Source organism: Agrobacterium sp. A3-95, assembly GCF_053521785.1.
On the sequence record NZ_JBNWDR010000001.1, the window covers coordinates 833,754 to 857,188 of the forward strand.

Here is a 23,435-nt window from a genome sequence, read left to right on the forward strand (position 1 = left end):
TTCGAGGTCGCCGTTCACGCCCCGCAATTTAGAATTCTTCCAAAAAATACGCCTGGCGAAGCCTTACTTCAAGCCCTGACATGATAATTACATTCAAGAAATCGTCAGCCCCAAATTCTTGCCCGAATCCGTTCCTGCCTTTCGGGGTCGAACAAAGTTCAGCAGAGGGCGTCGATTTCCTCATCCGTCAGCGTATCCGGTAGCACGGTGACGGGGATGGGGAAGGCCGCACCGCGTCCTGAGATGGAGGAGACGAGCGGTCCCGGCCCTTCCTTCGTTGATCCTGCCGCCAAAACCAGAATGGCAATATCGCGATCTTCCTCGATGAGCCCGTGGATCTGTTCGGTTGCGCCGCCTTCACGGATCACCGCTTCCGGCTCGATGCCGATGGTCTCACGGACCTTCTGGGCGATCTTGGCAAGCGTTGCTTCCGCCTCCTCTCGCGCCTCGGCCCGCATGATCTGCTCGACGCCCAGCCACTGCTGGAAATCGCCTTCCGGTATCATGTAAAGCAGAACCAGTCCGCCATTGGAGTTCTTGGCGCGACGACCGGCATAATGCACGGCCCTTTCGCATTCCGGTGTGTCATCGATAACAGCGAGAAATTTGCGACGATGCCCTTCCAGACGCGACAGCCGTTTTGAAACCATTCCGCACTCCCTGTGTCCGCCGCGATCCGAAAAACCGCCCGACGGTTCGGGCGGAGATTATATCAAATCACGGCAGGCGCAAACCGCCCGCAGTGATCCGCAAGGCGATACGTGGTCAGCGCAGGAACCCGATGATGTCGCGCACCTCGTTCATCGTGTTTTCGGCGATCGCGCGCGCGCGCTCACCACCCTGTTTGAGGATGGCATCGATGTGGGTGGGATCGTCGAGAAGGCGGCGCATCTCGTTGTTGACCGGAGCCAGCACATTGACGGCAAGCTCGACGAGAGCCGGCTTGAAGGCCGAGAACTGCTGTCCGCCGAATTCTAAAAGAACTTCCGCTTTCGTCTTGTCAGACAGTGCTGCATAGATACCAACTAGGTTTTCGGCCTCCGGGCGGCCCTTCAGGCCTTCCACTTCGCTCGGCAGTGCATCCGGGTCCGTCTTCGCCTTCTTGATCTTTCTCGAAATGGCGTCGACATCGTCCATGAGGTTGATGCGCGACAGATCCGACGGATCGGACTTCGACATCTTCTTGGTGCCGTCCTTCAACGACATCACCCGCGGTGCCGGACCGCCGATCAGCGGCTCCACCATCGGGAAATAGGCATGCACCGGCTCATTGCCCACGGTGATGTCGAGCCCGAGACCGGCGTTGCGGATATGGTCACCGAAATCGATGTTGAATTTCTGGGCGATGTCGCGGGCCAGTTCCAGATGCTGCTTCTGGTCGTCGCCGACAGGAACGTGGGTCGCGCGGTAGACGAGAATGTCCGCAGCCATCAGGCTCGGATAGGCAAGCAGCCCAAGCGACACCTGCTCGGCATTCTTGCCGGACTTGTCCTTGAACTGCGTCATGCGCTCCATCCAGCCGATACGCGCCACGCAATTGAAGATCCAGGCGAGTTCGGCGTGCTGCGGCACAGCCGACTGGTTGAAGACGATATGCTTCACCGGATCAATGCCTGCGGCAATGAAGGCGGCAGCGATCGAGCGGGTCTGCGCCTTCAGGTCCGAATGAACGAGCTGGGCGGTGATGGCGTGCATGTCGACGACGCAATAGATGCAGTCGTTATCTTCCTGCAACGCCACGAATTTGCGGATGGCCCCGAGATAATTGCCGAGATGCAGATTGCCGGTCGGCTGGACGCCCGAGAAAACCAGCGGCTTGAATGCGTTCATTGTCGTCCTCGAAAAGGCTTGTGGAGGGCCCCGCCCCGTGGTTGGAATTGCACGCGCGCTTATGCACCTACAGCCCCTCGCAATCAAGCGGTTTCAGGGCGCGTCAGCCGCGTGGCTGAAGAAGATCCCAGTGATTTCCATAAGGGTCCGCAAAGACCGCGACGGAGCCATAAACCTCATGGCGCGGTTCTTCCAGAAAGCGCACGCCGCGCGCAAGCATCGTCTCGTAGTCACGACCGAAATCGTCGGTATGCAGGAAAAACCCGACACGGCCGCCGGTCTGGTTGCCGATGGCAAGACGCTGCGCTTCGCCATCCGCCTCGGCAAGCAAGAGGGCACAGCCATCGGTCCCTTGAGGCTTCACCACCAGCCAGCGTTTGCCGTCATCAAGAGGTTGGTCGGAAAGGCAGTCAAACCCCAGAACCTCGCAATAAAACGTCTTTGCCCGGTCATAATCGTCCACCACGAGTGTGATGAGGGCGATGCGACGGTTTTCTGCGAAGGACATCAGCTTGTCTCCGTCTGGGCATTCTTATTGCGGCGCTTTTTGATGGCTCTCTTGACCATGCCGAGATCGGCACCACCCGAAACGAAAGCCAGCACGAAATAAACGAGCATGGCGGAGAGCACGAGGCCCATGATGGTTCCGGCCCGGACGAAAATGGAAGAGGCGGAGGACAGCTCGAAGCTGAGATAGGTCAGCGCATAGTGAACGAAGCCCGCCATAAGGGCGGCGGCCAGCAGCAAGCGCGGAATGCGGGTGAGGAGCGGAATGTCCACATGCCAGTGACCCCGCCACAACAGCATGCCGAACAACAGGGCGGCATTGACCCAGCCGGCGGTGATCTCGGCAATGGCGATGCCCGGACCTCCGAGACGCGGAAACAATGTCAGCGCCAGAGAGACGTTCACAACCACGGAAATCGCCGCGAAGATCATCGGGGTGCGGGTGTCCTCGCGGGCAAAGAAGCCGGGAATGAACGCCTTTATCAGCACGAAAGCCGGCAGGCCGAGGCCATAAATACCGAGGATCTGCGCGACGGTGACGGTGGCCGAAGGCGCGAAATTGCCGCGCTCGTACAGAAAGCGCACGATGGGTTCCGCCATGACGAGAAGGGCAGCGGCAGCGGGCAATGTCAAAAACAGCACGAATTCGACCGAGCGGTTTTGCAGGCTTCCCGCCTCGACCATATGTCCGCCACGCAAAGCCCGCGCCAGCTCCGGCAAAAGCACGGTGGCAACGGCGATGCCGACGACACCGAGCGGCAGCTGGTAAATCCGGTCGGCATAGGCGAGCGAGGAGATCACACCCTCACCGGCAGACGCGATATTGGTGTTGATCAGGAGATTGATCTGGGTGATGCCGCCGGTGATAGCGGCCGGCAAAGCAAGGACCAGCAGGCGCTGGACATTCTTCGTCAGCCGGGGTCTGCGGAAACCGATGCGCATGCCGGCATTGCGCACGGCGATCCAGACGATGCCAAGCTGCACCACACCCGCCGCCATGACACCCCAGGACAGGGCATAACCCACCTGAAGCGGGTCGTAATGCTTCCACCAGGCCAGCATCAGAACACCAATCAGAATGATGTTCAGGAAGACCGGTGCAATCGCGGCAGCGAAATAACGGTGCAGCGAATTCAGCATGCCGCCCATCATTGCCGCCAGCGACATGCAGGCGAGATAGGGAAACATGATGGTTGCGAGACGGACGGTGTTGTCGAATTTCACCGGGTCTTCCAGAAAGCCGGGCGCAATAACGGTGCGCACGATGAACGGCATCGACAGTTCCATCAGGATCGTCAAAGCCAGAAGCACGGTGAACAGAACGCCGAAAACTTCTTCGGAAAAGCGCCTTGCGCCCTCCATGCCGTTCGCCTCGATTTCCTTGGCAAAAAGCGGCACGAAGGCCGAGTTGAACGCGCCTTCGGCAAAAAGGCGCCGGAAGGTGTTCGGGAACCGGAAGGCAGCATTGAAGGCATCGGCGACCGGGCCGGTACCGACGGCTGCGGCCATCAGCGTTTCGCGGAGGAAACCGAAGATACGGCTTCCGAGCGTGGCCGTGCCAACCGTGGCGAACTTTCCGATCAAGCTCATGGGAATTTCAAGCCTTTGCCGTGCGCGTGGCCGGCAGCGCCGCCACATCGGGATGGGCGATGATGCCGTTTGGCATGCGATCGCGCAATTCGTCTTCCTGCTCGCTCATCACGGCCTTCAGGCGCGTGGCAATGCTGGCCTGCCGGTTGTCATTGGTGACCTTCTGGCCGAAGAGATCAGTCACGTAGAATGTGTCGATGACCTTCTCGCCGAAGGTGGTGATGCGTGCGGAATGAATATCCAGCGACAGATCGGCAATGACAGCCGTCATATCCGCCAGAAGCCCCGGCCGGTCGAGGCACTCGACCTCGATAACGGTGAACTTGTTCGAAAGCCCGTTGGAAATGATGACGGAGGGCGGAATGGTGAAGGCGCTTTTCTTCCTCCGGCTCTTGGTGCGGGTGGCAATCATTTCCGGCAGGCGCTGACGACCGGACAGAACCTCTTCGATCAGCTTGCCGACATTGTTGCCGCGCCGCGTCTCGTCTTCGTCGATCGGAAATTCGCGGTTGATCAGGATCGTATCGAGCGCCCGCCCATCGGATGTGGTGAAGATTTGCGCGTCGGCAATGTTGGCGCCTGCCGCAGCGCAGGCGCCGGTAATGATCGACAGCAGGCGCGGATGGTCGGGCGCCAGCACGGTGATTTCGGTGATGGCGTGGAAGGAATGTGTGCGCACCATGGTCGACAGCGCTTTTTCCTGCTTGTCCGCCTCGCGGATGAAGCGGGTGTGACGCACCTGATCTTCCAGCGCCACCGTCAGCAGATAGGGCTCATAGTGCAGCTTGGTGTATTTGCGCCGTGCCTTCTGGCCCCAGTCTTCCAGCGCGTCGTAAAGCGCCTGACGGGCAATATGCGCCCTTTCCTTGCGTGAGACTTCCGAAAAGCCACCTGAGAGAAGCAGCTCGGTCTCGTAATAAAGCGAGCGGAGCAACTGACCCTTCCAGCCGTTCCAGACACCCGGACCGACCGCGCGGATATCGCAGACCGTCAGGATGAGCAGCATCTTCAGCCGCTCCATGGATTGCACCTTGTCGGCGAAATCGGTGATGGTCTTGCGGTCGTGGAGGTCGCGCGTCTGGGCGACCATGGACATCAGAAGATGCTGTTCGATCAGCCAGACCACCATTTCGGTCTGCTTGCCGGTCAGCCGGAAACGCTGGCAAAGCTTGCGGGCCACCCGCGCGCCGGCAATCGAGTGATCCTCCTGCCGGCCCTTGGCCACATCGTGCAGCAGAACGGCCACATAAAGTGCCTCACGCTCCTCAACACCCGGCATCAGCTGGTTGGCAAGCGGATGGGCATCCACAGCCGTCCCCTTGTCCACCTCCGACAGTACGCCGACCGAGCGGATCAGATGCTCGTCCACCGTATAGTGATGATACATGTTGAACTGCATCATCGCGACGATCTTGCCGAATTCGGGAATGAACTTGCCGAGGACGCCAGCCTCGTTCATGCGCCGCAAGGTGAGCGCCGGATCACGCCTCGAGGTGAGGATCGCTAGAAACAGCCGGTTCGCCTCCTCGTTCTCGCGAAGCCCGTCATTGATCAGCGACAGCGACCGGGTAACGACACGCAGCGCATCCGGGTGAAGTTCGAGATTGTTGATATCGGCGATGTGAAAGAGCCGGATCAGATTGACCGGATCGTTTTTGAACACGTCCGGCTTGGCCAGCGCGATGCGTCCGCGATCCTCAACGAATTCAACAGAACCGGGAATTTTGCGGACGCGGTGGGCAAAGCGGCTGAGAACACCCGACAGGCCCGGCACGTCCTTTGCCTGCCTGTCCTCCAGTGCGGCGCAGACGATGCGGGTCAGGTCACCCACATCCTTCGCCACGAGGAAATAATGCTTCATGAAACGTTCGACGGCGGAAAGCCCGGGGCGTGGCTGGTAGCCCAGCGCATCGGCGATCTCGCGCTGAATGTCGAAGGAAAGGCGCTCTTCCGCCTTGTTGGTGATGAAATGCATCTGGCAACGGACGGCCCAGAGAAAATCATCGGCCTTTTCGAACAGCCTGAGTTCGCGCTTAGACAGGACGCCAAGTTTGACGAGATCGGCTGTATCGCGGACATGGTAATAATATTTGGCGATCCAGAACAGCGTGTGCAGGTCGCGCAGGCCGCCCTTGCCTTCCTTGACGTTCGGCTCCACCAGATAGCGCGTATCGCCCGCCTTACGGTGACGCTGGTCACGCTCGGCCAGCTTGGCGGCGATGAATTCCGGCCCGGTGCCGGTGACAACTTCCGACTCGAAACGTTTTTCGAGATCATCGGTCAGGGATTTTTTGCCGCAGATTGCCCGCACTTCCAAAATGGCGGTGCGGATAGTCATATCGGATTTCGACAGGCGGACGCACTCATCCACCGTGCGCGTGGCGTGGCCGACCTTGAAGCCGAGATCCCAGAGCAGATAAAGCACGAACTCCACGGCCTTGTGCATATCCGGCGTGTTCTTGGCTGGCAGCAGGAACAGAAGGTCGATATCCGATCCCGGCGCCAGCGTGCCGCGACCGTACCCCCCCACCGCTGCAACGGCGATCTGCGGCGCGTCTTTCGGATAGACATATTGGCAGGCGAGATCATAGAGGATTTCGATCAGCCGGTCCTGGAGCCAGGAGATACGTCGGGCGCAATCGATGCCGCTGCCGTCGGATTTCAGCAGTTCGCGAGCCTTTTCCCGGCCTTCCGTGCTGGCCTTGCGAAAGATCGGCAGCAGGTCTGACCTGACATCGGCGATGCGCTTGCCGTCGTTCTTGAAGATGATGTCGCATTCGCGCTTCAGCGCCGAAACATCGAGAATTTCGGAAAAATCCAGGTCCTTGATGGCCATTTATGCCGTTATCCATGTCCTGTGGGAAAGCCACCGCTTGCGATGGGATTGTCCTATAGCGAGTTTCAAAGGCGATGGACAGGCAGTCTATCCTCTTAAGCCTTGCCAAGTTCTTTCTTTAACGCATAGAGCGCGTCCAATGCCTCACGCGGCGTCATTTCGTCCGGGTTGAACCCTTTCAAAGCTTCTTCCACCTTCGATGGTCCAGCCTTGCGGGTTTCCTCACGGCGAACCGCGATCTGGAACAGCGGAAGATCGTCGATCAGCTGACTGGCCGGGTTCTTTCGATCGGCATCTTCGAGCTTCGTCAGCACCTCACGGGCGCGCTCCACCACCGATGCCGGAAGTCCGGCGAGCCTTGCCACCTGAATACCGTAGGAACGATCCGCAGCACCCGGTCCGACCTCGTGCAGGAAGATGACGTCACCCTCCCATTCCTTCACCCGCATCGTGGCATTGGAAAGGCGACCAAGTTTTTCCGACAGCACCGTCAGTTCGTGGAAATGCGTGGCGAAGAGGCCACGGCAACGATTGACCTCGTGCAGATGCTCGACCGCCGCCCAGGCGATCGAAAGGCCGTCGAAGGTTGCCGTGCCACGGCCGATCTCATCCAGAATGACCAGCGAGCGATCCGTCGCCTGATTGAGGATGGCGGCCGTTTCCACCATTTCCACCATGAAGGTCGAGCGGCCACGCGCCAGATCGTCGGACGCGCCGACGCGGGAAAATAGCCGGTCTACGATGCCGATATGGGCGGCTTCTGCCGGAACGAAGGAGCCGATCTGCGCGAGGATGGCGATGAGCGCATTCTGGCGCAAGAAAGTCGATTTACCGCCCATGTTCGGGCCGGTGAGCAGCCAGATCGCACCATTTTTGCCGCCCTCAGCAGCCGACAGATCGCAATTATTGGCGATGAATGGCCCAGCCGACTGGCGCCGCAGGGCCTGTTCAACCACCGGATGGCGCCCGCCTGTGATCGCAAAGGTCATGGAGGCATCAACGATCGGGCGGCAATAAGCCTGTTCGGTAGCGAGATAAGCGAGGCTTGAGGCGACATCGATCACCGCAAGCGCCAGCGCACCCGCCTTGATCGCCTCCGCCTGCTGCACCACGGCCTCGACCATGCGCTCGAAGGCTTCCAGCTCCATGGTCAGGGCTTCTGCCGCGGCATTGGCGATGCGGCTTTCGAGATCGGCAAGCTCGGTGGTGGTGAAGCGCATGGCGCCGGCCATGGTCTGGCGGTGAATGAAGCGCGCCTTCGCCTCATCCGTCGCCATCATGACATCGGCGTTGCCCGCCGTTACCTCGATGAAATAACCAAGCACGTTGTTATGCTTGATCTTGAGCGACTTGATGCCGGTTTCCTCGGCATATTGCAGCTGCAGCCCGGCGATCACCCGGCGCGACTGGTCACGCAATGCGCGCACGTCGTCGAGTTCTGGATTGGCGCCTTCGCGCAGGAAACCACCGTCGCGTTTCAGAAGTGGCAGATCGTCGGCCAGCATCGATCCGAGCATAGCTTCCAGCCCGCCCGGCAAAGCCTTCAGATCCGCAAGTGCAGCAGCAAGCTCCTGCGGCAATAGTCCCTGATCGAGAATGGCGGCAATTCTCTCGGCCGACGCCAGGCCCTGCCTGATCGCCCCGAGATCGCGCGGGCCACCGCGCTCCAGCGCAAGACGGGAGAGCGCGCGCGGCATATCGGCAACCTGTTTCAAGGCATCGCGCAGGCCATCGCAAAGGGAGACGTCATCAATGAGATAGGCGACCGCATCGAGACGGGCATTAACCCTTTCCGGATCGGTCAAGGGAGACATCAGCCGCTCGGCCAGAAGCCGCGCACCGCCGCCCGTGATCGTGCGGTTGAGGGCATGCAGGAGCGATCCGTCCCTTTCGCCCGATAGCGTCTTCACCAACTCCAGATTGGCGCGCGTCGCGGGATCGATGAACAGTGTGGAGGCAGCGCTTTCGCGTTCGGGCGCACCAAGCGGCGGGCGCTCGGCAATCTGAGTCTTTTCAACATAGGCAACCGCGGCAGCGGCAGCGGCCATTTCCACGCGCGAAAATGTGCCGAAACCATCGAGGGTCGAGACGTTGAAGTAACGCGCGATCCGCCCTTCCGCCGTAGCGCTGTCGAACAGAATGGCCGGCTGCGGCACGGCGACACGGCCAAGCATATCGAAAACCGGTCGCAACTCTTCGTCATGGAACAGACTGTCGGCAACGATCAGCTCGCGCGGATCGATGCGCCAGATATCAGCGAGGAGCCGCGTCAGCGTGGTTTCCGCCAAGCGGAAGACGCCGGTGGAAATATCAATCCAGGCAAGCGCAAACTGTGCCTCCGCACTGCCGCGAATACGAGCGAGCGCCATAAGATAGTTGGATTCCGTCGGCGACAGCAGCTTTTCTTCGGTGAGCGTGCCAGGCGTGACAAGCCGCACCACATCACGCTTCACCACGGATTTCGATCCGCGCTTCTTCGCCTCGGCCGGGTCCTCCACCTGCTCGCAGACGGCGACGCGATAACCGCGCAGGATGAGCTTCTGGAGATAATCATCGGCGGCGTGAACGGGAACGCCGCACATGGGAATATCCTGCCCCATATGCTGGCCGCGTTTCGTCAGCGTGATGCCGAGCGACCGCGAGGCTTCCACCGCATCGTCAAAGAACAATTCATAAAAATCGCCCATGCGGTAAAACAGCAGCGAACCGGGGTTGTTCGCCTTGATCTCGATATATTGCTCCATCATCGGAGTGGCCGTAGCGCGGCTCTCTTCCGAGATCAGGGAAGCGGTGGTCAAAACGTCCGTCAATGGCTTGCCGATGTCATATCGTGTTGCGGAAAGGGAGCGCCGACACTAGCGGCAATGGACGCACCAAGACAACACACACGGGACCGCTGCCCACAGGAACATCCCGCTAGATCCGAGTTAAAACCGGTCAGCCGTTGATGCGCTCGGTCTCGCCGCCGTAATAGCTGATGTAGCGGCCGGCGATAGAGGAAACCGGCAGGACCACGAGAACATCTGTCGTGTTGAAGGCATGGTCCACCACGGCGCCGGAGCCGAACATGGCGCCGAGACGCATATAGCCCTTGATCAGCGGCGGCATGGCGTTCAGCGCCTTGCGGGCGTTCAGCGCCTCAACCGGTACCAGGTCCATCTCGTGATAAAGCTCGGGAAGAGCGGAAGCCGCCCACTCGCCCTTTGCAACGCAATTGTGATGCAGGAAGGACAGAGCAAGCGCGTGGGCTTCCGGCTGCACGCCGGGGAACGAAGCGCAACCGATCATGGCATCCATGCGGTGTTTCACGGCATAGGCCCAGTTGCCCTGCCACAAAAGCTCAACCGTGCGCTTGGTGCGATATTCCGGCAGCACGCAGGAGCGGCCAAGCTCCATGAAGCGCTTGCCCGGATGGCGCGCTACCAGCCCGGCGATGTCGAATTCGCTTGCGGAATAAAAACCGTTATTCGCGAGTGCAGTTTCCTGACGTAACAAACGGTAGGTACCGACGATCTGGTCCTCGCTGTCGCCTTCAATCGCCTTGTCGAGCACGAGCAGATGGTCGCAGACACTGTCCCAGGCGTCGATGTCGCGCTTGCGGCGCATCGCGTCTGCGGGAAGGCGCGCCTTCATTTCATCAACGAAAACCCGGTAACGCACGGACTGCGCCGCGTCGATCTCCCGCTCGTTTCTTGCGAGCCGTGTTTCCAGCGAGCCGATACGGCCGAAAAGCCCCTCATTGTCCTGAGCGGTGTCTGGACGAGGATGAATAACAACTTTGTTTTCACAAATGTCGTGACTGTAGATTTCGGCAACCATGGGGAATCGCTCCGCCACCAAAAAGATTTTTCCTGTCATAAATCACTAATTGACGACAGAATAGTGACAAAATGCAGCCATTGCGAGTCTCTCAAGTCATGATGGAAACAGGCGTTTCGCCTCCAGCAAGCGGCGGATTTCCTCGACGAGTCGTCTCGGGTCGGCAGGCTTGGTCAAAACCTTGGCCGCACCGGCATTCAGCAGGATTTCGGCGGTTTCAACGCTCGCATCGCCGCTGAGCACGATGAGCGGAATATTTCTTCCGCCCTTCAGCGTGCCGAGAAGCTCCGGCAGCACCTCAAGCCCCTCGCCGCCCGGCATATTGAGATCGGATATGATGAGGTGCGGCAGGCGGGTTGTGCCGGGCGCCACGGCTTGCTGCAGGGCCTGAAAATCGTCGACACTGCGCACGATGTAACCGCTTTTTTCCAGAACGGCCCGGATGATGCGCGCATTGACGGCGTCGTCCTCGGCCACGAGGATATCGATGCCGCTTACCCCCTCCGTCACCCGTGACGAAAACCCCACATCCGGGTGGTTGTCGTTGATGGCATCGCGCCGTTCTATGCCGCGCAGACGGCCGCAGAGGACGTCAATCAGGGACTTTTCGCGCAGCGGCCGGATCAACCAGGCGTCGAAGGACGCATGCATGGTCGACGCCCGCTCTTCGGGACTGACCAGCAACGTGCGACGGACATTCTGTTGCGGCCAATCCCTTAGCGCGTCTCTGAACAGAGGCGAAATACGCCTGTCGACAATGATATCGGTGAGATCGACAACTGTACCGTGCAGCCTTTCCAAATCCTCCGGTTCGTGGATAAGAGCGCATTTACCGCCGAAAGCCTCGATCGCCTCCATCGTCACCGTTGCTGCCACGCCCCTCGGCGCGACCAGCAGGACATTGGTATGCTGCAGGCAATGGTGCCGGTCCGGGTCCGGCGTGCCGGTGGACGAACTGCCCGGACGGAATGCCAGCTTGAAGGTGCTGCCCTCACCCTTGCGGCTGAAGACCGTGAGGCTGCCACCGAATTCCCGCACGATGCGGGCGGAAATCGCGAGCCCAAGCCCTGTTCCCCCACTTTGTTGCGACATCGGGCCTGCCTGTTCGAATTCGCCAAAGATACGGGCCTGTTCCGCTTGGCTCATGCCGGGGCCGGTGTCCTCGACGGTGATATGCAATTCGCCTTCAACCATGCGCGCCCGGATGACGACCCCGCCCACCTGCGTGAATTTGACGGCATTGCCGAGTAGGTTGAACAGAACCTGACGCAGCCTTGCCGGATCGAAATCCAGATAATCAGGCACATCCGGCGTGACGAAGGAGGTGATTTCGATGCCCTTTTCGTGGGCGCGATGCGCCAGCATCTCGACAATGCTCTCGATCAGCCGGCGCAGGTTTTCCGCACGCGGATTGAGTTTGAAACGGCCCGCCTCCATGGTCGAATAATCCAGCAGGTCCTCGACCAACTGTACCAGCGACTGACCGGACTGCTTCATGCCGTCGAGATAATTACGTTGCTCTTCATTGAGCTTCGTCTGCGACAGAAGATGGTTCATGCCGAGCATGCCGGAAAGCGGCAGACGGATCTCGTGGCTAACAGTTGCCAGCAGCCTTGCCTTTTCGGCATCGGCCTTTTCCGCGCGTAACCGGGCGTTTTCCCGCTCGCCGAGTGCCAGCCGCTCCTCGGTGACATCTCTCGCGATGCTGCTGATGAGAAGACGACTGCTTGCCAGATCGCGGGTGACGACATCGTGCCAGGAGAAAATGCGCTGACCGAACGGGGTCGCGATTTCCACATCATAAGCGTGGGCCTTGTCGCCTGGTCGGAAAGCGATGCCGATTTCCTCACAGCTCAGCCCTTCGGGGGCCGAGCAGCCCGTCACTTCACGAAAAACCGCATTCGCCTCGACGATGCGCCGATCCATATTGCGGATGACGATGATATCGCCCATGGCCTCCTGGATCTCGGCAATCAGCGATCGGTTTTGAGTTTGGCGTAGCCGTACATCCAAATCATCTGCAGATAGTTTGCCGGTATACTGGAAGGATTTGCCGAACATGGCGTAGGACAGGAGACCGACCAGCACCGCACCGAAGAAGGATGCCAAGGCGACGGTGACCGAATAAGGCACCGCAAGCGCGATCAAGGCCGCGGAGAAGGCACCCACCGACAATGACGCGGCAACGTATAGCGTGATCGATCTGACATCTATCCCGCGCCCCGCACCACCATGGTGAGATGTCGTGTCGACGCGATCAGCCGGCTGCGCCGGGGTGGCGGCGAGGCCATCTGAAACTTTTTCCCGCAGTCGTGCCAGTTCGCTCATGCACAACCGCTACCACGGCAGCGGTTTTGATATGTTTGGCTCAAACGCTAAAATTTTACTTTTTAGCCGCCCGGGCGTGCAGAAACTCATCGAGAATGACGCAACCGGCACCGATTGTTATGAAAGTGTCGGCCAGATTGAAGACCGCGAACGACCATGTATCGGTGTGAAACAGGATGTAGTCGATGACGTGACCGTAGAAAAAGCGGTCGAGAAGATTGCCAGCCGCTCCAGCGATGATGAAGGCGAAGCCAAGATGGGCAAAAGTCCGATCCGCCGCCGTCTTGCGCCAGAGCCACAGAACGAAGACCACGATGACGAGCCGCATGCTGACGATGAACCAGCCGTGCATGTCCGCCAGCATCGAAAACGCCACACCGAGATTATAGGTGCGGTAAAGCGCCAGGAACGGAATGACCGGCACCATCTCCTGCAACGGCAGATAGGTCTCGACCAGTTGCTTGACGACCTGGTCCAGCACAAGGGCAGCAACGATAAGCGCGAAAGCCGGGCCAAATTTCGAAAACAACGCCGCTTTGGCCATTACTTCACCGGTGCCAGTTCGAGGAGATGTCGCCGCGCCTCGAAAAGCATGACAGCGGTTGCGATGGCGAGATTGAGACTATCGGCACGGCCCTGTTGGGGAATGCGCGCCAGTTGGTCTGCCTTGCCGGCCAGTTCAGGCGGCAGGCCGGATTGTTCGTTGCCCATCAAAAGCACGACGGGCTTTCCGGCGTAATCGATTTTTCGATAGTCCACCGACCCGGCAAGATGAGTGGCAACGACACTGACATTGGCTGATTTTTTCCATGAGAGGAATTCCTCAACCGAGGCGCGGGCAACGGGCGTAGCGAAGACCGAACCCATGGTCGCACGCACCGTTTCCAGCGAAAACGGATCGGTGCAATCGCCGACCAGAATGACACCTGAGGCACCCGCCGCATCCGCCGTGCGGATGATGGTGCCGAGATTGCCGGGATCACGCACCCGATCGAGCGCGATATAGGTCTCGCCTTTTTCCGGACGGATATCCTTCAATGGCTTCCATCTCTGGTCAAAGATGCCAACGACCATTTGCGGATTGTCGCGTCGGGTGATCGAGGCGATGACTTTTTCGCTGACTTCGAGCACCAGCCCGCCCGAAGCGACCGTCTTTACGGCCGCCTGCTCCACCAGCGGCTTGCCCTTGGCCGCCTTGGCGTAAACCAGGGTGCGGATGGTCCAGCCCAGTTCGAGCGCGTCGATAACCAGCTTCAGGCCTTCCGCCATGAAGGTGCCGGTCTCTTCCCTGCCCTTTTTCTGGGTAAGCGCCTTGATATCCTTGATGATGGGATTGGCAAGGCTGGTGACTTCCTTGACCTGGCCAACCCGGCGCGTCGTGTTTTCGCGCATGTCGTTCGTCATTTCGGCTCCCAGCGGCTGAACAGCGATGTGGAAAGCACCCGGCCCGGCGTCTTGCCATCAAGCCCGGCCTCGCGAATGACGAGCTCGCCGGATGCAACGACGCCACCGGCGCCGCGCATGATTTCGCGCATCAATTCATGCATCGAATAGAAGCTGGCCCTGATAGAATAGGCCGTCAGCACCAGACCGAGCGCTTTGGGCGACAGGATTTCCCGGCAGATATCGAGCATCAACGGAAGATGGTCGAACAATTGCCAGATTTCACCATGGGTGCCGCGGCCGAATTTCGGCGGGTCGGTGAGAATGATGTCGTAGGTGCTGCCGCGACGCTCCTCGCGCTGGATGAACTTCATCGCGTCTTCGCAAATCCAGCGTATCGGCGCCTGTTCGAGCCCGGCAAGCGCCTGGTTCTCCTTTGCCCAGCCGATCGCTTTCTTGGAGGCGTCGACATGGGTTACTTCAGCGCCTGCGGCAGCGGCGACCAAAGAAGCGACGCCGGTGTAACCAAACAGGTTCAGGACTTTCAGCGGCCGGTCAGCCGTTTCAACGGCATTTTTCAGCCATTCCCAGTGGACAATCTGCTCCGGGAAGACGCCGACATGCCGGAAGGCCGTGAAACGGCCGAGAAATTCGACGCCGAGCAGCGACAGGGGCCAGGTTTCGCCAAGTGCTGCCTTTGGAAAACGCCAACGGCCCATGCCGTCTTCATCCGTGTCGCCGGTAAAAATGGCGTCGGCATTCTGCCATACGCGGTCGGGAACCGACGGCTGCCAGAGAGCCTGCGCCTCGGGACGGACGACGCGATATTCGCCGTATTGTTCAAGCTTCAGGCCATTGCCGCTGTCGATGATATGAAAATCACCCGCGCCACTCGATTCCAGAATAACCGGAACCTGTTCTGCGGGACGTTCGCCGGTGCGATGCTTGAGGGGCCGCGCAGGCACCTGCTCAACGGCCGGTACTGGGGCTATCTTTTCCCTCGGCGCAGATTGGGGCGCGCTGCGCACCGCGTCCGGCTCGCGCTTTTTCGGTGCCGCGTCCATTCGCCGTGCCGGCTTTGCGGCAGGAACCTGTTTTTTCTCGCTCCCGGCACGCACGCGATTGCCCGACCGGCTGTCTTTTTTCTTCAATGGAAATCTTTCCGCTTCTGCCCGCGTCTTATCGCGCCAGCAAATAGCATTCCAAGCGTCGCTCGACTAGAGCCGCAACGAATGTCGGCACCATCACTTTGCCGGGAGTTGGCCCGCATTCGGAAGCTGCGCGGCTGTTGCCGCTTTGTGCCGGTTCGCCTCGTCATGCCAGCGAACGGCTTCCTTCGCCTCGATCCGGGCGCGCTTGCGATGCTTGCCCTGCGCAAACCATGTGGCGGAAGATCCCAGAAGCACACCGAAAATGACGGCCAGAAACAGGAACACGAAAAACGGCGCGGTGAAGGAAAGTACACCATCCTCCGGCCGGAACGGATTGAGCGCGAGCGTCACGGACTGACGATTGGCCACGCACAGGATGACGAGGATAATCGCCAGCGGAAGCAGGATGATGAGGTTGATGATTTTTTTCGACATCCGACATTACTCCATCGCGGCATGCATTCCGTCGGCTCCGTTTCCGAGGCGGCGGGTGAGAACGATCAATCGTCCTCTTCGTCACCCATACCGGGGTTCAGGCGCTCACGCAGTTCCTTGCCCGTCTTGAAGAAAGGCACCCATTTTTCCTCGACGAAAACCGATTCACCCGTGCGCGGGTTCCGACCGGATCGCGAAGGACGGTTCTTCACCGAAAATGCGCCGAAACCACGAAGCTCGACACGATTTCCCGCTGCCAAGGCATCGGTGATTTCATCCAGCACCGCATTGACGATATTTTCCACGTCACGGTGATAAAGGTGCGGGTTACGCGCAGCAACGATCTGCACCAGTTCAGACTTGATCACGGTTGCCCCCTGAAAGAATTGGATTTTTAATGCGGCTCAACCTGCCAAACGGAAACAAGACCGTCAAGAAACAACTTGTCCGCACCGAGCTGACCGGAGCCCGCAAACGGTATTAAATCGTCATATCCCAGAAGCTTCGCTATTTGCGCAACACTGAAAAGCGAAAAAGGCGAACTGGAAGACGGTGCGCGCCATTCCACGATCGGCAGATCCTTGGCAACACCGCGCGTTTCGAAATAGCCGCGAATTTCCTTTTCGCCGCCAAGCGTGTCGACCAGCTTGTTGGCGAGCGCCTGTCTGCCCGTGAAAATCGATCCGTCCGCCAGTTTCAACACATCCTCGCGCGGCAATTTGCGGCGATCGGCCACAAGATCGACGAACCAGCCGTAGCTGTCCATCACCATGGAACGGATCATCGTCTTCGCCTCTTCGGGCGCCTCATGGAACGGCGAAGGCTCCGCCTTCATCGGAGAGGACTTTATTTCCTGCAGCGAGACGCCGAGCTTATCCATCAGCTGGCCGATCTGGGGATATTGAAAGATCACGCCGATGGAGCCGGTGATCGAGGTTTCGCCAGCGACGATGACGTCACCTGCAGATGCGATCATATATCCAGCGGAGGCGGCAAGCGTGCGGACATCGGAGACCACCGGCTTCTTTTCCGCAACGCCGCGAATGGCCTTGAAGATGCGCTCGCCGCCATAGGTGGTGCCACCGGGCGATGAAATCGACACGATCAGCCCTTTGACATTGTCGCTCTTGGCAATCTTGTCCAGCCGCTCCAGAAGTTCGGTATTGTCCTGGATCAGCCCGGAGATCTGGACACGGGCAATATGGGGTCTCTCGCTTTGCTGCGGGGTGGCCCATAGAAACCGGTAGAGGCCGAAAATGCCGGCGACAAACAGAAAAACAGCGGCAATCCGCCAGAAAGTCAGCTTGCGGCGCAATCGTCTGCGATCCGCTATCGCCATATTATCCATCGAAAACCCCTGCCTTCCGGCATTTGAAGCGTAATGTAAGCGTCATGGCCATATGGTTCTTCTAGCGCGAAGCCGCAAGGAAACAATAAGGAAACCAGAATTACGATTAAATTCGCATTTCCCTTGCACCTTTCCAGACAAAAACCATATTGGCAGGACACAGCACTCATGCCAAAGACATCAAGATAAACATATAAGCTTCAGTTGCGCGCCAAAGTGGCGCCCAGGAAGTTTTCCGGACCCACTCTTATGCTCGAAAGACTCCGCCAACCCGCGCCAGCGTTTCCGCTGCCCAATGACCAGAACGGCGCTTACGAGCGCGCGCTGAGGCATTCCGCGCGCGTGAAGCGGCTGAAAATCATTCTGCCGCTCGGTGCGGCGATCATCTCGTTTGCCTTCGTCGCCGTTTCGCTCATTCGCACCTGGGCGCCCGAAGAGGTTTCGCTTGAAAGCGCAAGGATCGAAGACGGCAAGATCGTGATGGAAAAGCCGGCCGTTGCGGGCCGCAACGAGAAGGGGATCGACTACTCCATGAACGCAGACCGTGCGTTGCAGGATATCGCCAACCCCAACCTCATGACGCTCGAAAGGGTTCTGGCCGCGGTGCCTGTGAACGACAGCGTCGCCCAGGTGATCGCCAAGGAAGGCATTTTCGACCGGGCCACCAACACGCTGAAGATGACCGCCCCTTTTGACATCAATCTCAGCAATGGCATACAAGCGAAGTTCCAATCTGCGGATGTCGATCTGAAGGCTGGAAAAATGAGCAGCAAAGAGCCGGTTTCGATCAAAACAAACGACGGCGCCATTGTTGCGCAATCGATTGATATCGCGGATAATGGCAAAACTATTACATTTTCGGGGCAGGTACGCGCACGTATCGCTGCATCCAATATCAAGAATGAAGGCAAGTGAGAGCCCGGTCCAGATGATGCAAATTTCCCGTCCCGTTTCCCTTGGCAAATCCGCAGGCGTTACAGCCGCAGCTTTTGCTTTTTCCTGTCTTGCAACCGTGGCTTTCGCTCAGAACACCACCAGCAACATGACAGGCGTCAAGCTCTCCGGCGACCAGCCGATCGCTATCGAAAGCGATCAGCTCGAGATTCGGGACCAGGAGCGCAAGGCCTATTTCACCGGTAACGTGAAAGTTGTGCAGGGCACCACCACCCTTCAGGCCGGCAAGATGACGGTCAATTACAAGGGTGAAGGTTCCTCGCTCACCAGCGGTGACGCCAACATCGAAAAAATCTTCGTCGACAATAACGTCTACCTGACGTCCGAGACGCAGAAGGCCACGGCCGATCACGGCGAATTCGACATGGCGGCGCAGACCTTCATTCTGACCGGCAAGCAGGTTGTGCTGTCCGAGGGCGCGAATGTTTTCACCGGCTGCAAGCTCACTGTTCTGATGAATTCGGGGCAGGCAAAGCTTGAAAGCTGCGGCGGCCCTGTCCGGATCATGCTCGATCCGAAATCGCAGCAGAAGAAACAGTAGTCTCACCTCGTGAAGATAGCCTCGATCTCAAAAATATTTGGCGGTGGGCGCGACCGACCTGTGGACGCTGCGTCGCAGGCCGACAAGGCTCGCTATGACGGAACCCTGATTGCGCATGGTCTGACGAAGACCTATAATACACGACGCGTCGTCAACGGCGTCTCGCTGGTCGTGCGCCGTGGTGAAGCCGTGGGGCTGCTTGGCCCGAACGGCGCGGGCAAAACCACCTGTTTCTACATGATCACGGGCCTTGTACCCGTCGATAGCGGCAAGATCGCCATCAACGGCAACGACGTCACCACCATGCCGATGTACAGGCGTGCCCGCCTCGGTGTCGGCTACCTGCCGCAGGAAGCCTCCATTTTCCGCGGACTGACAGTCGAGGAAAACATCCGCGCCGTGCTGGAAGTGCACGAACCTGACAGCGCCAAGCGCAGCCGCAAGCTCGATGAGTTGCTGGAAGAGTTCCACATTGCGCAGCTGCGCAAATCGCCCGCTGTCGCGCTGTCGGGCGGCGAACGTCGCCGTCTGGAAATCGCCCGTGCTCTGGCGACCGATCCGACCTTCATGCTTCTGGACGAACCTTTTGCCGGCGTCGATCCGATCTCCGTCAGCGACATTCAGAACCTTGTCAGACATTTGACCGCACGCGGGATCGGCGTTCTCATCACCGACCACAATGTCCGCGAAACGCTCGGCCTCATCGACCGCGCCTATATCATCCATGCCGGTGAGGTTCTGACCCATGGCCGTGCGGACGATATCGTCAACAATCCGGATGTGCGCCGGCTCTATCTCGGCAATAATTTTAGCCTTTAAGCTCCCGGGCGCGAAAGATTCTTCATCGCGCCCCGCAGTGACGCTTGACCAAACATAATAAAAAAGCAATTTTTGGGCCAAGTTTCGTTGCCTGCGCAAAATTTATGAAATTTGTGGCGACGAAGAAGCTGTAAGGGGAGTTTCGCGTCCGCCATGGCATTATCTGCCAGCCTTTTGCTGCGTCAAAACCAGTCTCTCGTGATGACACCGCAACTGATGCAGTCCATCCAGCTGCTTCAGATGACGCATTTCGAACTGACGCAGTTCATCGCGCAGGAGGTGGAGCGCAATCCTTTGCTTGAAATTGCGGCAAACGACGGGGATTTGAGCAGCGATAGCCCTGTTGATGCGGAGAATTTCGGCGATGCCGACAGCGAAGGGTCCGACAAGTCCGCGCCGGTAACGGCCGACAGCGACGACTGGTACGGCGATCGCGCGGCAAATCTCGGCGAACAGCTCGACACCAGCTTCGAAAATGTCTTTCCCGACGATACCGAACCCAGAAAGCCCGACGCACCCGAACTGGCGGGGCAGTGGAAATCCATGCCCGGGCAGGAGTCAGGCGAGAGTTACGATCTCGACGACTTCGTTGCCGCGAAACAGACCCTCAGCGACCATCTCAATCAGCAATTGCCTCTCGCCATATCCTCTGTGGAAGACAGGATGATCGCCGATGCGCTGATCGGCCAGCTCGACGAGACCGGATATATCGCCGTAGATGCTGTCGAAGACGTCGCTGAACGGCTGGGGGCGGCGCCTTCGGCAGTGGAGCGAATTCTGGAGACGCTTCAGGGCTTTGATCCTCCCGGCGTGTTTTCCCGCTCGCTGAGCGAATGTCTGGCGATCCAGCTTGCCCAGAAGGACAGGCTTGATCCGGCAATGCGGGCTTTTATCGACAATCTGGAGCTTCTGGCGAAACGGGATTTCGCTTCTCTAAAAAAACTCTGCGGCGTGGATGAGGAAGACCTTCTCGACATGCTGGCGGAAATTCGCACGCTCAATCCGCGTCCGGGCGCTGGTTACGATTCGACCGTTTCCGAGACAATCGTTCCTGATATCATCATTCGCCCCTCCTCTGCCGGCGGCTGGCTTGTGGAAATCAACCCCGAGACCCTGCCGCGCGTGCTCATCAACCAGACCTATTTCGCAGAGGTTTCAAGGCACAAGTCGCGTGAGGGAGAGGATCAGGATTTCCTTTCCGAATGCATGCAGACGGCCCATTGGCTGACCCGCAGCCTCGACCAGCGCGCCAGAACGATCATGAAGGTGGCGACCGAAATCGTGCGCCAGCAGGACGCCTTTCTCGTCAATGGCGTGGACCACCTGCGCCCGCTGAACCTCAAGACGGTGGCCGACGCCATCAAGATGCACGAATCCACCGTCAGCCGGGTGACGTCGAAAAAATACATGCTGACGCCGCGCGGCCTGTTTGAGCTGAAATATTTCTTCAGTGTTTCCATCAGCTCGGTGGAAGGCGGTGACAGCCATTCGGCAGAAGCGGTGCGTCACCGCATCAAGGCGATGATCGCGCAGGAGGCCGCCGACGCAGTGCTTTCCGATGACGATATCGTCGATAATCTGAAAAAGAGTGGTATCGATCTTGCCCGCCGGACCGTGGCCAAATATCGCGAGGCGATGAACATCCCATCCTCCGTTCAGAGACGGCGTGAGAAGAAGGCCCTGGCCAGACTGTCGGCGTTCTGAGCGGTGGCGCTGGTCACGTTTTCAGGGCTTTCCAGCCGCACCATTGACTCTTGCTACGGCAAGGGCTAGAAGCCCGCCGCACACGTAAGCAAGGTCATTTGTAACGGATTCATCTCCACCGTCCATGGGCGTAAAATTCGAATGGGGGCTTTTAAAGGCCTTCGAAACGCTTGGATGCGCGCGCGGCTTGACGTAAGCTGGTACTCGCAAATCACTACAAAAAGGAAATTTTCCATGAGTGTGCGTGTATCTGGTAAACATATGGAGATCGGCGAATCTTTCCGGCAGCGGATTGAGGACAATATAGGTCTGGCAGTTACCAAATACTTCGATGGGGGGTATTCAGGCCAAGTGACCGTAGAGAAGTCCGGATCGCGTTTTGCAGCCGATTGCAAACTGCATCTCGATACGGGCGTTGTATTGCATGCGGCGGGTCAGGCAAATGATCCGCAAGCGAGTTTCGATGCCGCCGCCGAGCGTATCGAGAAGCGCCTGCGTCGCTACAAACGGAAGCTGAAGGACCATCACCACAATGGTTCTGCGGCGAACGGCGCGATGTCGGAAATCGCCTATACGGTAATGGATGCTGTCCCCGATGAGGACCACGAGGTTCCGGAAGACTACGCACCCACGATCGTTGCGGAAAGTTCGAAACAGATAAAGACGATGTCCGTCGCCAGCGCCGTGATGGCGCTCGACATGACGGACGAACCGGTTCTGCTGTTCCGCAGCCCCGGCAAGGAATATCTCAACATCGTCTACCGACGACATGACGGCAATATTGGCTGGATCGACGCGGAAACGATCAAGAGCTGAACAGTCTGACAAGACATGGGAGGCAGAGCGCGAAAGCGTATCTGCCTCCTGCATCGTCTCGATGGCATGAAGGAAAAAGAGAATGGCGTTGGCAGATTTGCTGCAACAAGATGCGATTATTCCCGCCCTCAAGGTGAATTCCAAAAAGCAATTGCTTCAGGAGCTGGCCGCAAAGGCAGCCAGAATTACCGGAGTCTCGGAACGGGAAGTTTTCGACGTCATCCTCCAGCGTGAGAAACTCGGCTCCACCGGTGTGGGGCACGGCATTGCCATTCCGCATGGCAAGCTGAGCAGCATCCATCAGATCACCGGCGTCTTCGCACGTCTTGAAACACCTGTTGATTTCGAGGCGCTGGATGACCAGCCGGTCGATCTGGTCTTCCTGCTGCTTGCACCCGAAGGCGCCGGCGCGGATCATCTGAAGGCGCTGTCGAGAATTGCCCGAGCTTTGCGCGACCCCGAGCTGGTGGCCAAGCTGCGTGCCACCGATTCCGACACGGCAATCTACGCCTTCCTCAATCAGGAGCAGGCGACCGCTGCCTGATCAAAGGCTGCCGACGGTCCTTTCCATGGACAAAAAAACGCGCCCTTGAGGCGCGTTTTTTATTGGAGCATTTCAAACAAAAGCGCGTCCCGGTTTTTATATCCGGACGCGCTTTAGATGAGGGAATGCCTCACGCATCCTTCTCGTTGACGGAGGCGGTGCCCGGCTCGGGCGCTGCGGCGGTCTCCACCTTCGGGCCACCCTTTGAGACGCCAACCATGGCGGGGCGCAGCACCCGGTCACCGATGGTGAAACCGGCCTGAACCACCTGCAGTACCGTGTTGTTCGGAACTGCCGTGTTCGGAATTTCGAACATCGCCTGGTGGAAATTCGGATCGAATTTCTGGCCTTCCGCATCGATCTTTTTGACGCCATGGCGCTCCAGCGTCGAGAGCATCGAGCGCTCCGTCATCTCGACACCTTCGATCAGGCCGTTGAGACCGGCTTCGCCATTGGTCTTGAGTTCGTCCGGAATGGCTTCAAGAGCGCGGCGAAGATTGTCGGAAACGGCAAGCATGTCGCGCGCGAAAGCGGCGAGAGAATAGGCCTTCGCATCCTTGACTTCGCGTTCGGTGCGGCGACGAAGATTGTCCATTTCTGCTGCAAGACGCAGGAACTTGTCGCGCAGATCGGCATTTTCGGCCCTGAGCAGTTCGATCGGATCGGGCTCGGCAGCTTCCGCCGTCTCTTCCCCTGTAAATGCGGGTTCGACAAACTCTTCGGCGACGTCCGCGTCAGGTCCGGGCTTTTTCGTATCGTCGGTCATGACGTTCTCCAGATTTGAATATTGTTGGTTGCGCCCGATATCGAGGTTTGAAGGGCAAAAATCA

General features: G+C 58.7%; 21 protein-coding genes. 6 read left to right on the forward strand and 15 right to left on the reverse strand.

Annotated features, from left to right (window positions below; all coding sequences use genetic code 11):
* Window positions 1-158 precede the first annotated feature (158 nt).
* The 14 genes from ACQZ5Y_RS04150 to sppA all read right to left on the reverse strand — a co-directional run bounded on the left by ACQZ5Y_RS04150 (window position 159) and on the right by sppA (window position 17,227).
* Entirely contained in the window at window positions 159-650 is a 492-nt protein-coding gene (locus tag ACQZ5Y_RS04150; RefSeq protein WP_003514782.1) for a universal stress protein, read from the reverse strand.
* Between the two features lie 115 nt (window positions 651-765).
* The gene (trpS, locus tag ACQZ5Y_RS04155) at window positions 766-1,830 is read right to left on the reverse strand and encodes a tryptophan--tRNA ligase (RefSeq protein WP_003514781.1); all 1,065 of its coding nucleotides are present in this window, start codon (window positions 1,828-1,830) and stop codon (window positions 766-768) included.
* Between the two features lie 103 nt (window positions 1,831-1,933).
* Entirely contained in the window at window positions 1,934-2,338 is a 405-nt protein-coding gene (locus tag ACQZ5Y_RS04160) for a VOC family protein (protein ID WP_019564425.1), read from the reverse strand.
* The gene (gene murJ / locus ACQZ5Y_RS04165) at window positions 2,338-3,927 is read right to left on the reverse strand and encodes a murein biosynthesis integral membrane protein MurJ (RefSeq protein WP_003514779.1); all 1,590 of its coding nucleotides are present in this window, start codon (window positions 3,925-3,927) and stop codon (window positions 2,338-2,340) included. Before murJ ends, ACQZ5Y_RS04160 begins: the two co-directional genes overlap by 1 nt.
* Window positions 3,928-3,934: 7 nt before the next feature.
* Entirely contained in the window at window positions 3,935-6,763 is a 2,829-nt protein-coding gene (locus tag ACQZ5Y_RS04170; protein WP_003514778.1) for a [protein-PII] uridylyltransferase, read from the reverse strand.
* A gap of 95 nt (window positions 6,764-6,858) precedes the next feature.
* Window positions 6,859-9,510, reverse strand: a complete 2,652-nt coding sequence (mutS, locus tag ACQZ5Y_RS04175) for a DNA mismatch repair protein MutS (RefSeq protein ID WP_236762823.1) — start codon at window positions 9,508-9,510, stop codon at window positions 6,859-6,861.
* Between the two features lie 190 nt (window positions 9,511-9,700).
* On the reverse strand, window positions 9,701-10,582 hold the full coding sequence (olsB, locus tag ACQZ5Y_RS04180; RefSeq protein ID WP_080799664.1) for a l-ornithine N(alpha)-acyltransferase: 882 nt from the start codon (window positions 10,580-10,582) through the stop codon (window positions 9,701-9,703).
* A 96-nt stretch (window positions 10,583-10,678) separates the two neighbouring features.
* Window positions 10,679-12,910, reverse strand: a complete 2,232-nt coding sequence (locus tag ACQZ5Y_RS04185; protein ID WP_174049150.1) for a hybrid sensor histidine kinase/response regulator — start codon at window positions 12,908-12,910, stop codon at window positions 10,679-10,681.
* A 55-nt stretch (window positions 12,911-12,965) separates the two neighbouring features.
* Window positions 12,966-13,454 carry a signal peptidase II gene (lspA, locus tag ACQZ5Y_RS04190; RefSeq protein WP_003514769.1) on the reverse strand — a complete coding sequence of 163 codons (489 nt, stop codon included), beginning with the start codon at window positions 13,452-13,454 and terminating at the stop codon, window positions 12,966-12,968.
* Window positions 13,454-14,314 (reverse strand): TrmH family RNA methyltransferase, encoded by an 861-nt coding sequence (locus tag ACQZ5Y_RS04195; protein ID WP_003514768.1) that lies wholly within the window; start codon window positions 14,312-14,314, stop codon window positions 13,454-13,456. Before ACQZ5Y_RS04195 ends, lspA begins: the two co-directional genes overlap by 1 nt.
* Complete coding sequence (locus ACQZ5Y_RS04200; protein WP_174049149.1) at window positions 14,311-15,444, reverse strand: class I SAM-dependent methyltransferase; 1,134 nt, start codon at window positions 15,442-15,444, stop codon at window positions 14,311-14,313. The genes ACQZ5Y_RS04195 and ACQZ5Y_RS04200 overlap by 4 nt, the downstream gene beginning before the upstream one ends.
* A 93-nt stretch (window positions 15,445-15,537) precedes the next feature.
* Window positions 15,538-15,879: a LapA family protein gene (locus ACQZ5Y_RS04205; protein ID WP_003514766.1), complete on the reverse strand. Its 342-nt coding sequence runs from the start codon at window positions 15,877-15,879 to the stop codon at window positions 15,538-15,540.
* A gap of 65 nt (window positions 15,880-15,944) precedes the next feature.
* Window positions 15,945-16,271 carry an integration host factor subunit beta gene (locus ACQZ5Y_RS04210; protein ID WP_219256707.1) on the reverse strand — a complete coding sequence of 109 codons (327 nt, stop codon included), beginning with the start codon at window positions 16,269-16,271 and terminating at the stop codon, window positions 15,945-15,947.
* A gap of 2 nt (window positions 16,272-16,273) precedes the next feature.
* The gene (gene sppA, locus ACQZ5Y_RS04215) at window positions 16,274-17,227 is read right to left on the reverse strand and encodes a signal peptide peptidase SppA (RefSeq protein WP_013635364.1); all 954 of its coding nucleotides are present in this window, start codon (window positions 17,225-17,227) and stop codon (window positions 16,274-16,276) included.
* Between the two features lie 249 nt (window positions 17,228-17,476).
* Between sppA and lptC the strand changes: the two genes are divergently transcribed.
* The 6 genes from lptC to ptsN all read left to right on the forward strand — a co-directional run bounded on the left by lptC (window position 17,477) and on the right by ptsN (window position 22,605).
* Entirely contained in the window at window positions 17,477-18,142 is a 666-nt protein-coding gene (gene lptC, locus ACQZ5Y_RS04220; RefSeq protein WP_003514764.1) for an LPS export ABC transporter periplasmic protein LptC, read from the forward strand.
* 13 nt (window positions 18,143-18,155) lie between these two features.
* On the forward strand, window positions 18,156-18,722 hold the full coding sequence (locus ACQZ5Y_RS04225; RefSeq protein WP_003514763.1) for an LptA/OstA family protein: 567 nt from the start codon (window positions 18,156-18,158) through the stop codon (window positions 18,720-18,722).
* Window positions 18,723-18,731: 9 nt separating this feature from the next.
* Entirely contained in the window at window positions 18,732-19,541 is an 810-nt protein-coding gene (gene lptB, locus ACQZ5Y_RS04230; protein WP_003514762.1) for an LPS export ABC transporter ATP-binding protein, read from the forward strand.
* A 153-nt stretch (window positions 19,542-19,694) separates the two neighbouring features.
* A complete protein-coding gene (gene rpoN / locus ACQZ5Y_RS04235) occupies window positions 19,695-21,245 on the forward strand; it encodes an RNA polymerase factor sigma-54 (protein ID WP_026330653.1) in 1,551 nt (516 codons plus the stop codon).
* A 234-nt stretch (window positions 21,246-21,479) separates the two neighbouring features.
* Window positions 21,480-22,061, forward strand: a complete 582-nt coding sequence (gene hpf / locus ACQZ5Y_RS04240; protein WP_003514759.1) for a ribosome hibernation-promoting factor, HPF/YfiA family — start codon at window positions 21,480-21,482, stop codon at window positions 22,059-22,061.
* Window positions 22,062-22,143: 82 nt separating this feature from the next.
* Window positions 22,144-22,605, forward strand: coding sequence for a PTS IIA-like nitrogen regulatory protein PtsN (gene ptsN / locus ACQZ5Y_RS04245; protein WP_003493488.1), 462 nt, complete (start codon window positions 22,144-22,146; stop codon window positions 22,603-22,605).
* Window positions 22,606-22,735: 130 nt separating this feature from the next.
* Here the strand turns inward: ptsN and grpE are convergent, their stop codons facing one another.
* Window positions 22,736-23,371, reverse strand: a complete 636-nt coding sequence (gene grpE, locus ACQZ5Y_RS04250) for a nucleotide exchange factor GrpE (protein WP_003514756.1) — start codon at window positions 23,369-23,371, stop codon at window positions 22,736-22,738.
* Between the last annotated feature and the right edge of the window lie 64 nt (window positions 23,372-23,435).